We start from the raw sequence: 13,428 nt of genomic DNA on the forward strand, positions 1-13,428 counted from the left end.
GCAGGACGGGGAACGCGAATGAAGTCAGACCTTCCGAAGGTGCTGCATGATTTGGGCGGGCGATCGCTCGTCGAGCGGGTGTTGGACAGTTTGGCAGCGGTGCGGCCCGATCGCCAGTTGGTGATTGTAGGCTATGGGGGCGATCGCGTGCAGAAGGCTCTCAGCGCGATTGCAGGGGTGGAGTTTGTAGAGCAGCGGGAACAGTTGGGCACTGGCCATGCGGTGCAGCAGATCATTCCCCATCTCGACGGCTTTGCAGGCGATGTGCTGGTGCTGAATGGCGACGTACCGCTGCTGCGCCCGGAAACGCTGAAGAACCTGCTGGACACCCATCGCTCAGCAGGCAACGCGGCTACGCTGCTGACGGCGCATCTGCCAGAACCGAAAGGCTATGGTCGCGTATTTTGCGATGGCAGCAACCGCGTGACGCAAATTGTAGAAGATCGGGACTGTACGGCTGCCCAAAAGCAAAACCGCCGCATCAATGCCGGGGTCTACTGTTTTCGCTGGGCAGACCTCGCAGAAGCGCTGCCCAAGCTGACCGCTGATAACGATCAGCAGGAATATTATCTGACAGATGTGGTGAGTATGATGTCACCCGTCATGGCTGTGGATGTAGACGATTATCAGGAAATCTTGGGGATTAACGATCGACGGCAGTTGTCCGCTGCTTATGACATTTTGCAAACGCGAGTAAAGAATGCCTGGATGATGCAGGGCGTGACGCTGATTGACCCGGCCAGTATCACGATTGATGATACCGTCACCCTTGGTTCAGATGTCGTTATTGAACCCCAGTGTCACCTGCGCGGTAAGACGGCCATTGGTGCGGGCAGCCACATTGGCCCCGGTAGTCTGATCGAAAACAGCACGCTGGGCGATCGCGTCACGGTGCTATATTCCGTTGTGTCGGATAGCACCGTGCAAGCAGACACCCGCATTGGCCCCTACGCGCACCTGCGGGGACAGGTACAGGTAGGCAACGGCTGCCGCATTGGAAACTTTGTGGAGCTAAAAAAATCTACGCTGGGCGATCGCACGAATGTCGCGCATTTATCTTATTTGGGTGACGCAACGCTAGGTACGAAAGTGAACATTGGCGCAGGGACGATCACCGCTAACTACGACGGCGTAAAGAAGCATCCGACGGTCATTGGCGATCGCACAAAAACTGGGTCAAACAGCGTCTTGGTTGCGCCTGTGACGGTGGGAGCCGATGTGACCATTGCCGCTGGATCGGTGATCACCGAAGATTTGCCGGACGATTGTCTGGCGATCGCCCGATCGCGGCAGGTGGTGAAACCGGGCTGGCGGCTCACGGTTGTCTCGGATGTGGCAGCACCCTGAGCTAGGGAATCCCAAGATTCTGCGCCGTGAATGATCCGGAGGCGCAATCGCTGGGAAGAATATCTGTATAAACCCTGGATAAACCTTGGATAAGCCCTAGTGGCAGGTGGAAACCCTGGCATGGGTTTGTCCACTGTTTTCACTAGAACCAGTTTCCGCTAGGAACACAGGGTTTCTCCAGGCAACCCATCCAAGCAACCTATTCAGGCCACCTAATGCAGGCGACTATGCAGGCGACACTTTCCCCCAGCGATCGCACGACCGACCCGTCCGCAGCCGAGTTATCCCTCTCTGTCGAAGAGCTAGGACGCACGCTGGAAGCCTTTTTCCGCCAGCGCCAGTTGGCAGTTGCGGTGCGCTGTGCCCTCCAGGGCGATCGCCTGCTGGTGGTGGGCAACCACCGCACCGATATGTCGCTCAACCCGCGGCAGGTGTTGCAGCTTCTCGAAGCCCGCATCCACGCGCTCCAGATCCGCTCGATTCAGCAAGTGGGGCTATACCTGCGGATTGTCGGTCAGCCCAAGCCCTACGTGCGCCGCCAGTTTTCGCTCAACCAGACACCGCCAAAGCCGGTGCTATCGGGGGTTGCCGCCAGCGCCATTGCGGGAACCGGGGCAATTGCTCCACCCGCCACTATTCCCATTCCCAAGCCTGCATCTGTCGCGCCGTCTGCCCGCACCAAGGCTCAGCCGATCCCGCCAACCACCAGCAGACCCCCTGTTCAATCTGTTCAAGCTGTTCAAAAAGCGGTTCCACAAGCCCCCAAATCTGCCCAGACTCCTCACCAAAATCCTCAGAAGAGTGTCGAGGCAGGAGCAGATCATCGCCTTCTGATAGCGGGCATTGGAGCCGTCGGGCTGGCTCTGGGCAGCTACGTGCTGACGCAGCCCTGCACCTTCGGCGCGTGCCCCCAGTTGGAAACGGCAAAATCTCTGGGCAGCAAGTCGTTTACCGTCGTGACACAGGCTCCTGCTGCGCCCGACCTGACCGCCGCCCAGCAGTACCTCACTGGGGCGATCGACCTGCTGGACACCGTACCCATTTGGTCGCGCCATCGGTCAACATCCAATGAATTGCGCCAGCAATATCAGCAGCAAAACGAGGTGCTGAATGGGTTGAGGCAAGCCGAGCAGTGGGCGATCGCCGCTACCCAGGCCAGCGAGGCTCCGGTTCTCAACCTCCAGACCTGGCAGTTGATTCGGAACCAGTGGGAAGCCGCGATTCAGCAGCTTGAGGCTGTACCCGTTGCCAGCCCGTTTTATGCGACAGCCACCGCCAAACTCCAAGACTACCGAGATCAGCTAGCCTTAGTGCAAGCCCGGCTTCAGCAAGAAGAGGCAGCCGGACAGCGCCTCAGCGAAGCCAAGCAGTTGTTCAAGCTAGCCTGGGAGCGGCAGCAGCACGCCATTCGTCAGAAGCGCCCTGACCTGTCCGAAGCAGTAGTCGCCACCTGGGAAGCAGGCCTGGCGCGGTTGCAGCAGGTGCCACCCAACACCAGCGCCATGTTTGAAGCAGAACGCCTGTTAGCGCTGTATGAGCCACGGGTAGAGAAGATCAAAACTGACCTAGAAGCAGCGATCGCCCAGGCCGCCAATCAGCCCGCCCAGCCCATGCTCCAAATTGCAGACCCCTCTGCCGCGCCCGACACCCAGCCCGTCGCGCAGCCCATGCAGGCGATCGCCCCGCAAGCCATTCCACAACCGATCCCACAGCCAGTTCCGCAACAGATTCGACCGCAGGCGCTCTCTCCCCAGCAAATGGCGCAATACCAAATGGCCCAGCAGCAGATGGCGCAACAGCGGATGATGCAGCAGCAAATGCTCCAACAACCCCTGCGACAACAACCCCTGCGCCAACAACCCATGTCCCAGCGACAACTCCTGCAACAGCAAATGCTCCAGCAGCACATTATGCAGCAGATGCAGGGACAGCCCATGCCCCCGGTGCAAACGGTTGGACAGTAGTAGGGCTAAGCAGTTGGACGATTTCTCGCGGGCTGCGCCCGCGAGAAATCGTTCAGAACCTGGGAAATTTATCGCAAGTGCGTAAGTCCTAAGTAGGCTGGACAGTAGGCTGAACAGTAGGCGTTTCAGGAACTTTGGATTGCCGCAGGACACTGGAAATGAGCCGCAAGCGTGACGCTGCGGCTGAAATTCTTGGAAGCCCCACAGACGATTGACCGGCGATCCAAAATCGCAAATCCAGAATCCAAAACCCAAACTCCAAAACCCAAACTCCAAAATCAATCTCACTTACCAATGCAAAAGCGGCTAAAGATGCGATCGAGGACAGATTCGGTCACATCTTCGCCCGTGATTTCACCCAAAGACTGGATGGCGCTCCGTAGGTCAATACTCCAAAAGTCCAGCGGGAGCTGCTGAGCAATGGTGTCTTGCACGTGCTGGAGGGCAGTTTTGGCGCGGGTGAGCGCGGCAGACTGGCGCTGGTTGATGGCTAGGTCGAGGTTCGCAGCCGTCAGCTTGCCGGCCTGGGCAATGGTCAGAATTGCTTGCTCCAGGGCTTCGATGCCGTGATTTTGGGCGGCAGCAGTGTACACCGTTGGCAAAGCGAGCGGAGGAGGTGGGACAGCGCCATCGCTTCCCCACGCCGCCACACCGCCATTCCCAGCCACCAGATCAACCTTGTTCACCACCAAAATTAGCGATCGCCCCTTGACCTGCTCATAGATTTCCTGGTCTGCGTCCGTCCAGCCCTGGGCAGCGTCGATGGTGAGCAACACCAGATCGGCGGCTTGGGCGGCCTGGCGCGATCGCGCGACCCCAATTTGCTCAACCACATCTTCGGCCTCGCGGATGCCAGCGGTGTCAAGCACCTGGATGGGGATGCCGCCGACCACGAGCTGCGATTCAACCACGTCGCGGGTCGTCCCCGGAAGCGCTGTCACAATAGCGCGATCGCTCCGGCTCCAGGCATTCAGCAGGCTAGATTTGCCGACATTTGGGCGACCGACAATCGCCACTTTTAGCCCGCTCCGCAACAGTTCGCCCCGGTCTGCCGTGTCGAGGAGCGCCGTCACTTGGGCGAGAACTTGCGACAGTTGGGTTTTGATCAGGGCTTCATCCAGCGGTGGCAGGTCGTCTTCAAAGTCGATACGGGCTTCCACTTCGGACAGAATATCGAGGCAGATAGCCCGAAGCTGGCGGATGGGCTGGGCAAGCTTTCCTTGCAGGCCGGCGAGAGCAGATTGGGCCGCTTGGGGCGATCGCGCTCCCACTAGATCGGCAATGCTCTCAGCTTGCGTTAGATCAATGCGCCCGTTGAGAAAGGCCCGCAGCGTGAATTCTCCCGGCTCTGCCAGCCGCGCCCCACAGTCCAGGCAAGCCTGCAACACCTGCTGCACCGCCATCATGCCGCCGTGACAGTGAAACTCCACCACGTCTTCACGGGTGTAGGAGCGCGGAGCCAGCATCAGCAACAGCAGCGCCTCGTCAATCACCGTCTGGGTTTGGGGCTGGCGCACATGGCCGTAGAGAATGCGGTGGCTGTCCCACACCTGTCGCCCTGGCGCGTGGAATAGGATACGGGCGATCGCCACGGCCTCAGCCCCCGACAGGCGCACAATGCCCACGCTGCCTTGAGCAGGAACGATTGCTGTGGCGATCGCCGCGATGGTGTCTTGTTTCAGAGCAGGAGCCGTCATGACGTGAAATCAAGGGACGCTCTCTTCAATCTACTGGCACTCGCCCCCAAACGCGCAAATGGGTGGATTAACCTGTGATGAACCGCTGTGATGCGCTACTCGCCCCCTATCGGCAGCTTGGCCCCCATCGGCAACCGGATGCAATGACATCACCCCTAAAGTTCGCTTTTAGAGGGCGATCGCACCATAAACGTCCAAATTCTCTTGCTATTGGACTGCTGGAATGATCACTGTTCCGCCCAAGCTAGGGGTTGCAGTAGGCACAGTGGGCCGGGTCGGCAAAGTCCTGACCGTCGGGATAGCGCACGGTTTCAGTAAAACCGCACTGGGCGCAGCGGTAGAGGGCGGCTAGCGTCAGGCTTGTGGGCGCGTGGCAAAGGGCGCAGGGCAATCCAGGCTGGCGATCGCCCACGTCGAAACCGGGCGCGTGGCACTGGGGGCAAGTCTGTTGCAGCTTGCGGATCAGGTCTTGCGTTGCGAGGGCGATCGCCTTCATCCGCGTGGGGTTCATCATGGCCCGCATGTCGGTTTCCAGATGGGCGCGGCCGTGGCGCTTGAGGGTCGCGGTCACGATTTCTCGGAACTGATCTTCCTGCGTGATGCCCTTGTGTATCTCCGTGGGGTCGCTGCCCTCTGCCGCAGGCATCACCACCAGCCCGTGACTGGGAAACCCTGCCGATTGGGCAAATTTCAGCGCCGCCTCCAGGCTGTCTACCTGCTGATGGCTATAGTTGGTGTCTGGCGTAGCGGCGTGGCCTGCGATCTCCAGCCCATGCCGCCGATCGACCAATAGCACCAGTTCTCGATTGAGCGGCACGTAGGGCATCAGCGGATGGGGCCCAAAGCTGCCCTCGCTGGCGATCGCCAACTCTGTTCCCAGCGCTGCCCCCAGATGTTCCAGCGCGTGCATTGCCTTGAGCCGCGCCGTCGCTAGCTGATCTGCCGGCCGCTTGATATCGCGGGTAAACGTACCAAACTGGTCGCTGTCAAACCCATCGGGAACCACGATTTCTAGCGCGAAGGCGGATGTGAGGAGGGGGGCGATCGCCGCCTCCTTGCGATGCATAGTCGCCAAAATAGCCGTGCGTCCGGCAAACCAGTAGGAAGACATCGGGAAGCATGAGAGAAGGAGTGAAGTCCTGAGGCATTATTTTACCTTACCTACCCTGCCATGACCGATCCCGCCAGTCCCCATTGTCCCCATTACCTTGCCACCGTCACCGGAAACCGCAGTTCAAACGGCGTAAACGTGCCCGACGTGACGGGGCGGCCGCGCAAGACTAGCTCGTAAGCGCCAGCGCGAGGGAAAGTGACGGTGGCTCCAGGAATGCCCTGGCGACCTTCGGCAGAAACGGCTTGCAGCGTGGGCGACAGAATGGGCGCATCCCCCTGGCGGCGCGGGCGGGCGTAAACCTCAAGCTGGCAGGTGCAGGCGGAGAGGGGAATCGTCTGGCCGCCACGTCGCGCCAGTGCAAACCAGACCTGGCTGGCAACTCCGGCGCGGGGATTGTCTCGCGGCTCGATATGCACCGTGCCGCCGACCTCGCCCGACACCTGCACCTGATGGGCACTGGCCGGATCGATGGGGGACAGACCAACCCTGCCTGCCGCCATCGACAGACCCAGCAGCGCCAGCAGGCTTGCATTACGAACGACGAGACGGAACTTCAGCATACCATTCCTCCTGACCAAACCACTTCCAGACCCAGCGGCCGCGCAGCAGCAAGACGCTGAGGGTTGCCCCACTGAGGGCGATCGCCCCTGCCCAGTGCCACCCCGTAGGCGACACGCCGAGGTAGGTAGAACCAATGGCAATCGCGTGAATCGTTGCCAGCAGCAGGGCAGGAACCGAAAGCAGGTGCAGCGGCCGCCAGGTTTCCCCCAGCCACTTTTGCGCCCGGTCGAAGCTTGTTAGGGCAGCGGGGAGCATCGCCAGCAGCGCGGCGGCTCCAGCGGCGATCGCCCCTTGGTGTTGTGGCAGCATGAAGGCGATCGCCTGCCAATTCCAGCCCCAGGTGTGTTCTGCCATGTGCAGCGTGTGCGCCGCCGCCAGCACAAACGCGCCTACCCCCAGCGCCCGCCGCACCCTCAGCAGCCCACTCCAGAGACGGCTGAGGGGCCGCGCTACCAGCGCCAGCATTAGGCAAAGCAAACTGGCGTGGCCAGTAAAGTCCGTCATCATGTCGCCCGTCCGCAGCAGCGTCAACAGACCAATGCTCAGCGTCACCCAGCCGCCCAGTCGATAAAACTGGCTGCGCTGATCGGCGCTCAGCCATGCCGCAGACGTGCCCACGCCCAGCATCGTCGGCAGCGTCCCCAGCCCAAAGGCCAGCATGGTGGCGCTGCCCAGCCAGGGATTGCCCGTGTCGGCTGCCTTGATCTGGGCTGCGTAGAGAAAGCCGCAGGGAAACAGACCCCAAACCGCGCCAAGCAGCAGGGGCGTAGCCACATGGGAGCGCTTGCCAAGTCTCTGAATCAGGCGACCGAGCCGCTCGTGCAGCCTGCCCGGCGCCAGCGGATGCAGCAGCGGCACCTTGGGTAGCCCGTTCGGCACAACCTGCACCAGCCCAAACCATACCAGCAGCCCGCCCGTCAGCAGCGCCATTAGCCGCCTCGCCAGACTACCTACGCCCGCGAATTGACCGCCAGCCAGCACAACCGAACCGACTGCACCGATTGCCAGACCCACCAGCGCGTAGCTGAGAACGCGCCCCATATTCAAGAGGACGTGAAAAATAAACTGCTGCCAGGGGGTCGGGGGCTTGTCCTGCACCTTTGCCAGGGAAAACGCCGCCGTCAACGGGCCGCACATTCCCACACAGTGTCCAAAACTCCCCAGAAATCCCAGGGTCATGACTAGCAGCAGATCCACCATGCCTGCTCAACGAAACCTGTATGCTGCAACGAAATACATTCCAAAGCGCTAGAAATTCTCAAGGCGCTAGAATTTCATGGCTCTAAACATGAGGGCTCTAGACGTGAGGACTCTAGACATAAGGCTGATGGCAGGTGAAAGTAGTCAGACGGCGCGATCGCCCTTGACGTTTCGAGGCTCCTCTACCCTAACGGCCGTCCCGTGGGATGTCAAAAGACGGGCTGTCAAAGTTAGACCGCTAGACGGTGGGGGAGAAATTAGCTGGGGCTATTCCCCGCCCAGCAACCGTAGTTAGGCTAAGGCCGCTGCGAGATATCTTCCTGCGGGTCGGCAGCGGTAAGATGAAGAAATATTGCTAACTTGAGGCAACCCATGACGGCGAACGTTGAAATTTACACTTGGAGTACCTGTCCGTTTTGCATTCGCGCCAAGGCTCTGCTGAATAAGAAGGGCGTGGACTTTACGGAATATTGTATTGACGGCGATGAAGCCGCCCGCGCCGAAATGGCAGATCGCGCCAACGGTCGCCGTTCCCTGCCGCAGATCTTTATTGATGGCGTTCATGTCGGTGGCTGCGACGACCTGCACGCGCTGGATCGACAGGGTAAGCTAGACGCGATGCTGGCAGGGGTCTGAGCAAGGGAAGCGGAGGGGCAAAGCGCTGGCTTGATTCTGGGCGATCGGCCACTTTGCTCTCTTGCGCTCTGCCGCTGCCTCGCGCTGTTCTGTTCTGCCCCTCGGTTCACGTCCTCAATCCCCGACTCTCCCGACTCTACTTCCCGACTCTCCCGACTCTATTTATGAAACTTGCCTTCATTATTGATCCGATCCACCGCCTCGATCCAGGCCACGATACCAGCGTGGCGCTGATGGAGGCGGCGCAGCAGATGGGGCATGAGGTGTGGATTACGGAGGCGAATCGGCTGTCGGTGGTGGGCGGCAGGGCCTATGCTCAGCTTCAGCCTGTGCGGTTGGTTCCGGTCGAACTGGTAGAAGGGCGCTGGGTGGCAGCGGAGGTGTGGTTTGAACTGGGCGATCGCCAGTTTTTGCCGCTAGACAGCCTGGATGCGGTGTTCATGCGGACTGATCCGCCTGTGGATATTCCCTATCTGTATGCCACCTACGTGCTGGACTATGTGAACCCAGATAGAACGCGGGTCATCAATGCTCCGGCGGGGCTGCGGGCGGCTAATGAAAAGATGTATGCGCTGCAATTTATGGGAGCAATTCCTGAAACCATCGTCACCGCAGACAAGCAGGTGATTCGCGAGTTTGTGGAGCGGCAGGGCGCAGCCGTGATGAAGCCCCTAGGCGGCAAGGCAGGCGAGGGGATTTTGTTTGCCGAACCGGGCGATCGCAATTTGAACTCCCTCATCGAAATCAGCACCCAGCAGTTTCGCGTGCCCATCATGGTGCAGGAGTATCTACCCGCGGCCAAAGACGGCGACAAGCGCGTGATCTTGCTAAACGGCGAACCCATCGGCGCGGTGAACCGCATCCCTACAGGCAAAGAGTTTCGCGGCAACATGGCGGTGGGCGGGCGCGTGGCGGCAGTGGAGATTACCGAGCGCGATCGCCAAATTTGCGCCCAGCTTGCCCCCACCCTGCGCCGCGACGGGCTGATTTTTGTCGGCATCGACATCATCGGTGGCTACCTCACCGAAGTCAACGTCACCAGCCCCACAGGCATTCGAGAAATCGATCGGCTTAACGATGTGCGCTTGGGGCAGCAGGTGATGGACTGGCTGAGCCAGTCGCAGGGAATAGAGCCGTAGCGTAGTTAATAGAGCCTCATCACTCAAATCCCACAATTTTTGCACTGCGGCACCCTCATCTCTCGTATCTCAAACTACAATCCAGGGTGATGCGTTCTAGTAGGGTCAAATATTGGGATTTGTAAAGACCCTGGCTCTGAGGCGTGTTTTAGAGCCTTTTGATCCCCCCTGGCCCCCCTTGTTAAGGGGGGAACCGGGCCGAGCCGCACCGGAAGTCCCCCTTGTTAAGGGGGAACCGGGCCGAGCCGCACCGGAAGTCCCCCTTGTTAAGGGGGATTTAGGGGGATCGACTCAGGGCAATTAACGGTTCAGAGAGTTTGAAAACACGGTCTAGAGGGCTGAATATCTTTAGAACCAGGGTCGCTTTTCGGAGTATGCAGAAACTACGTATTCAGAAACTACAGAGGCGATACAGGTCTTTACAGCACGCCTGCATCGGGCATTCTGTTTTCGTTCGCTCAATTTTGTTAGCAATGAGGTGAGTTGGATGAGTCAGTTGTGGTATCCATCGGGGCGATCGCCCCTGAAACGACGCAAGTTTTTACAATATGGGGCGATCGCCGCTGGCACGGGCCTCGTCGCAGCCTGCGCGTCTCAAGCGCCAACCTCGACCGAAGCGCCGGCCAGTCCTGCGGCTGGTGCTAGCCCTGCGTCCGGTGAGCTAACCAAAATCACCTACGGCACCAACTGGTACGCCCAGGCAGAACACGGCGGCTTCTATCAGGCGGTTGCCACGGGCTTATACAAAGATGCAGGGCTGGACGTGACCATTAGCATGGGCGGGCCCCAGGTCAACGGCACGCAGTTGCTCATGGGCGGCGCGATCGACTTTTTCATGGGCTACGCCGCCGATGCCATCAAGGCCGTCGAAGAGGGCATTCCCAAAGTCACCGTTGCCGCCATCTTCCAAAAAGACCCGCAAATCCTGATGGCGCACCCCGGCACGGCCGACTCGCTTGAAGACCTGAAGGGTCGCCCCATTTTTATCTCCTCTTCGGCAAACGTGACCTATTGGCCGTTTTTGAGAGCCAAGTTTGGGTTCACCGACGACCAGAAGCGACCCTACAACTTCAACCCTGGCCCATTTTTGCAAGACAAGCAAACCGCGCAGCAAGGCTATCTCAGTTCCGAGCCGCTGGCGATTAAAAAAGAAGGCGGCTTCGACCCCGTGGTATTTCTGATGGCAGACTACGGCTACGAACCGTATTCCACAACCATCGAGTGCAAGCGTGAACTGGTCGAAAGCAACCCCGACTTGGTGCAGCGGTTTGTGGATGCCTCCATCAAGGGCTGGTACAGCTATCTCTACGGCGATCCTTCGCCGGGTAACGAGCTCATCAAGAAAGACAACCCGGAGATGACCGACGAGCAAATAGCCTATGGCATCGAGAAGATGAAGGAATACGGCATTGTCGATTCGGGCGACGCACAGGTGAAAGGCATCGGCGCAATGACCGAGGAACGCTGGAAATCCTTCTATGACACGATGGCGGCAGAGGGCGTGTTTAAGCCGGAAACCGACTATACCCAGGCCTACACGCTCCAGTTTGTCAACAAAGGCCCGGATGCGTATAAGGTCTAAGTCGAGTACGGTGTAAATGAAGCGCAGCCGGTGTAGCGGAATTGGCGCAACTGATTCCGCTGCCCCGCTGCCGAACTAGGCCTATGTAACTAGTCTCGCTCCACTAGCTTTAAGGAACCCCATCGCATGAACACCCCAGCGGCGTTTACGCTCAGCGATGTCAGCAAAGTCTACTCCAATGGCACAGTGGCGCTGCACAATCTCGACCTGACGGTGCATGAGGGGCAGTTTGTCAGCCTGTTGGGCCCGTCGGGCTGCGGCAAAAGCACCGTGCTGCGGATGGTAGCAGGGCTGGGCAAGATGAGTTCGGGCAACCTGTATTGGGGCAGCAGTTCTCAGCGGAAGTTGGCCTACGTCTTTCAAGAGGCGGCGCTGATGCCTTGGGCGACGGTGGAAGACAACGTGGCGCTGCCGCTGAAGCTGGCAGGCCTGTCGAAGAGCGCGGCGCGGGAGGCGGTACAGGAGGCGATCGCCCTCGTTGCGCTGCAAGGCTTTGAAAAGGCCTACCCGCGAGAACTCTCCGGCGGGATGCGGATGCGCGTCTCCATCGCCCGCGCCCTGGTGACAAAGCCAGAAATCTTGCTGATGGACGAACCCTTTGGGGCGCTGGACGAAATGACCCGCAGCAAGCTCAACAGCGACCTGCTGAACCTCTGGGGGCAGAAGCAGTGGACGGTGGTGTTTGTCACCCACAATATCTACGAAGCGGTGTACCTGTCGAATCGTGTGGTGGTGATGGCGGCGCGTCCGGGGCGCGTGGTGGCGGATGTGGCGATCGCCGCTCCCTACCCCCGCACTGAGGAGTTTCGCACCACGCCACTGTTTAACGACTACTGTCGCGACATTTCCAACAGCCTGTCTCGCGCCGCTGGGCAGACGGCTGCATTACACCCCAGCGACAGCGTTTCCGCCAGCGTCGTAAACCAGCCCGCATAGCGCCAACCCGATTTCGCGCCAACTCGATTTCGCGCCAACTCGATTTCGCGCCAACCTGATGTCATAAGGCAGTATTCCGATGGACAATCTGTTTGACGTACCTCGCCAGCCCGAAGCCTCTGCCCCATCCTCGGAATCTGGTCAACCGTCCCAACTGCAACGCCTGCTCTCGCCCGATATCCTGGCTCCGATTCTCGTGGGCCTGTTGATGCTGGCGCTGTGGGAACTTGGCGTGCGCCTGACCAACACCCCCCCCTACATCCTGCCGGGGCCGATTCTGGTGCTGCAAACGCTGGTGCGAGAATGGGGGACGCTGTTCCCCTCGCTGCTGATCACGATGAAAATCACGCTGTTTGCCTTCCTGGCGGCGGTGGTGTCGGGCCTGCTGGTTTCTGTGCTGTTTACCCAGAGCAAGTGGATCGAGCGCAGTTTCTTTCCCTACGCGGTGATTTTGCAGACGACCCCGATTGTGGCGATCGCCCCCCTGATCATCCTCTGGGTGCGGCAGTTGGTTCCGGGTACTGCGTCTACCTTTGTGTCACTGGTCATCTGCGCCTGGCTGGTGGCCTTTTTCCCTATCCTGTCCAACACGACTCTGGGCCTCAACAGCGCCGACCATAACCTAATTAACCTGTTTCAGCTTTATCGCGCTTCCCGCTGGCAAACCCTGCGCTACCTGCGGCTGCCCAGCGCCTTGCCCTATTTCCTGGGCGGCTTGCGAATTAGCGGCGGGCTAGCGCTGATCGGCGCAGTCGTGGCGGAATTCGTCGCGGGCACAGGCGGCACCAGTTCTGGGCTGGCCTACCAAATCCTGATCTCCAGCTTCAACCTCCAGATTCCCCGCATGTTTGCTGCCCTCTTGCTGACCACCGTACTGGGCATCCTGATTTTTGTCTTGCTGACGATGCTCTCCGACCGCCTCCTGCGCCACTGGCACGAAAGCGCCGTCCGCCGAGAAAATTAAGCTGATTCCTTGGGTGGCAGCCAGTAGGCAGAGCCGTTTCGTTCCCGCTGGAGCAGGCCGTGTTCAAACAGTTCGCGGCGGAGTAGAGCCGGGTCGCAGAACGTGTGATGTTCATTGAGGAGCTGGTTTACCTCGCGTTCGGTGTAGGTTTTGCCCGCAGCGAATTTTTCAGCCAGGTACCACAACACCAGCGTTTGCACCCGCGCTCGATTGCGCTTGGACGGCCAGCGCGTCACCCGGCCCTGGTCATCCAGGTAGGGCTGGAGTTCTGTAAAGTCGATCATTTCA

General features: G+C 59.7%; 13 protein-coding genes. 8 read left to right on the plus strand and 5 right to left on the minus strand.

Annotated elements, in window-relative coordinates; genetic code table 11:
* Positions 1–18 precede the first annotated feature (18 nt).
* Both glmU and HPC62_RS01085 read left to right on the plus strand, forming a co-directional pair.
* Positions 19–1,347, plus strand: coding sequence for a bifunctional UDP-N-acetylglucosamine diphosphorylase/glucosamine-1-phosphate N-acetyltransferase GlmU (glmU, locus tag HPC62_RS01080; protein ID WP_390819790.1), 1,329 nt, complete (start codon positions 19–21; stop codon positions 1,345–1,347).
* Between the two features lie 227 nt (positions 1,348–1,574).
* A complete protein-coding gene (locus HPC62_RS01085) occupies positions 1,575–3,311 on the plus strand; it encodes a hypothetical protein (protein WP_172353372.1) in 1,737 nt (578 codons plus the stop codon).
* 284 nt (positions 3,312–3,595) lie between these two features.
* Here HPC62_RS01085 and mnmE read toward each other — a convergent pair whose 3' ends face one another.
* From mnmE to HPC62_RS01105, 4 genes are all read right to left on the minus strand, one after another.
* Positions 3,596–5,008, minus strand: coding sequence for a tRNA uridine-5-carboxymethylaminomethyl(34) synthesis GTPase MnmE (gene mnmE, locus HPC62_RS01090; protein ID WP_172353373.1), 1,413 nt, complete (start codon positions 5,006–5,008; stop codon positions 3,596–3,598).
* Positions 5,009–5,252: 244 nt separating this feature from the next.
* Positions 5,253–6,119 (minus strand): DUF6671 family protein, encoded by an 867-nt coding sequence (locus tag HPC62_RS01095; RefSeq protein ID WP_172353374.1) that lies wholly within the window; start codon positions 6,117–6,119, stop codon positions 5,253–5,255.
* 92 nt (positions 6,120–6,211) lie between these two features.
* Positions 6,212–6,682: a hypothetical protein gene (locus HPC62_RS01100; RefSeq protein WP_172353375.1), complete on the minus strand. Its 471-nt coding sequence runs from the start codon at positions 6,680–6,682 to the stop codon at positions 6,212–6,214.
* Positions 6,654–7,883: an urease accessory protein UreH domain-containing protein gene (locus HPC62_RS01105; protein ID WP_172353376.1), complete on the minus strand. Its 1,230-nt coding sequence runs from the start codon at positions 7,881–7,883 to the stop codon at positions 6,654–6,656. Before HPC62_RS01105 ends, HPC62_RS01100 begins: the two co-directional genes overlap by 29 nt.
* A gap of 127 nt (positions 7,884–8,010) precedes the next feature.
* On the opposite strand from HPC62_RS01105, the gene HPC62_RS01110 reads away from it, so the two are divergent.
* From HPC62_RS01110 to HPC62_RS01135, 6 genes are all read left to right on the plus strand, one after another.
* Positions 8,011–8,178, plus strand: coding sequence for a hypothetical protein (locus tag HPC62_RS01110; protein ID WP_172353377.1), 168 nt, complete (start codon positions 8,011–8,013; stop codon positions 8,176–8,178).
* A 77-nt stretch (positions 8,179–8,255) separates the two neighbouring features.
* Positions 8,256–8,519, plus strand: coding sequence for a glutaredoxin 3 (gene grxC / locus HPC62_RS01115; RefSeq protein WP_068509172.1), 264 nt, complete (start codon positions 8,256–8,258; stop codon positions 8,517–8,519).
* Positions 8,520–8,683: 164 nt separating this feature from the next.
* Complete coding sequence (gshB, locus tag HPC62_RS01120; RefSeq protein WP_172353378.1) at positions 8,684–9,658, plus strand: glutathione synthase; 975 nt, start codon at positions 8,684–8,686, stop codon at positions 9,656–9,658.
* 487 nt (positions 9,659–10,145) lie between these two features.
* A complete protein-coding gene (locus HPC62_RS01125) occupies positions 10,146–11,240 on the plus strand; it encodes an ABC transporter substrate-binding protein (protein ID WP_172353379.1) in 1,095 nt (364 codons plus the stop codon).
* Positions 11,241–11,366: 126 nt separating this feature from the next.
* Positions 11,367–12,176 carry an ABC transporter ATP-binding protein gene (locus HPC62_RS01130; protein ID WP_172353380.1) on the plus strand — a complete coding sequence of 270 codons (810 nt, stop codon included), beginning with the start codon at positions 11,367–11,369 and terminating at the stop codon, positions 12,174–12,176.
* A gap of 208 nt (positions 12,177–12,384) precedes the next feature.
* Entirely contained in the window at positions 12,385–13,140 is a 756-nt protein-coding gene (locus HPC62_RS01135) for an ABC transporter permease (protein WP_225906896.1), read from the plus strand.
* Here the strand turns inward: HPC62_RS01135 and HPC62_RS01140 are convergent.
* A complete protein-coding gene (locus HPC62_RS01140) occupies positions 13,137–13,424 on the minus strand; it encodes a DUF2087 domain-containing protein (RefSeq protein ID WP_172353382.1) in 288 nt (95 codons plus the stop codon). The two genes, HPC62_RS01135 and HPC62_RS01140, sit on opposite strands and share 4 nt — an antisense overlap.
* Between the last annotated feature and the right edge of the window lie 4 nt (positions 13,425–13,428).

This window comes from Thermoleptolyngbya sichuanensis A183 (assembly GCF_013177315.1).
Taxonomy (GTDB): domain Bacteria; phylum Cyanobacteriota; class Cyanobacteriia; order Elainellales; family Elainellaceae; genus Thermoleptolyngbya; species Thermoleptolyngbya sichuanensis.

Coding starts and splice junctions, on each gene's coding strand:
- glmU (WP_390819790.1), top strand. CDS start 19: ATGAAGTCAGACCTTCCGAAGGTGCTGCATGATTTGGGCGGGCGATCG.
- HPC62_RS01085 (WP_172353372.1), top strand. CDS start 1,575: ATGCAGGCGACACTTTCCCCCAGCGATCGCACGACCGACCCGTCCGCA.
- mnmE (WP_172353373.1), bottom strand. CDS start 5,008: ATGACGGCTCCTGCTCTGAAACAAGACACCATCGCGGCGATCGCCACA.
- HPC62_RS01095 (WP_172353374.1), bottom strand. CDS start 6,119: ATGTCTTCCTACTGGTTTGCCGGACGCACGGCTATTTTGGCGACTATG.
- HPC62_RS01100 (WP_172353375.1), bottom strand. CDS start 6,682: ATGCTGAAGTTCCGTCTCGTCGTTCGTAATGCAAGCCTGCTGGCGCTG.
- HPC62_RS01105 (WP_172353376.1), bottom strand. CDS start 7,883: ATGGTGGATCTGCTGCTAGTCATGACCCTGGGATTTCTGGGGAGTTTT.
- HPC62_RS01110 (WP_172353377.1), top strand. CDS start 8,011: ATGGCAGGTGAAAGTAGTCAGACGGCGCGATCGCCCTTGACGTTTCGA.
- grxC (WP_068509172.1), top strand. CDS start 8,256: ATGACGGCGAACGTTGAAATTTACACTTGGAGTACCTGTCCGTTTTGC.
- gshB (WP_172353378.1), top strand. CDS start 8,684: ATGAAACTTGCCTTCATTATTGATCCGATCCACCGCCTCGATCCAGGC.
- HPC62_RS01125 (WP_172353379.1), top strand. CDS start 10,146: ATGAGTCAGTTGTGGTATCCATCGGGGCGATCGCCCCTGAAACGACGC.
- HPC62_RS01130 (WP_172353380.1), top strand. CDS start 11,367: ATGAACACCCCAGCGGCGTTTACGCTCAGCGATGTCAGCAAAGTCTAC.
- HPC62_RS01135 (WP_225906896.1), top strand. CDS start 12,385: ATGCTGGCGCTGTGGGAACTTGGCGTGCGCCTGACCAACACCCCCCCC.
- HPC62_RS01140 (WP_172353382.1), bottom strand. CDS start 13,424: ATGATCGACTTTACAGAACTCCAGCCCTACCTGGATGACCAGGGCCGG.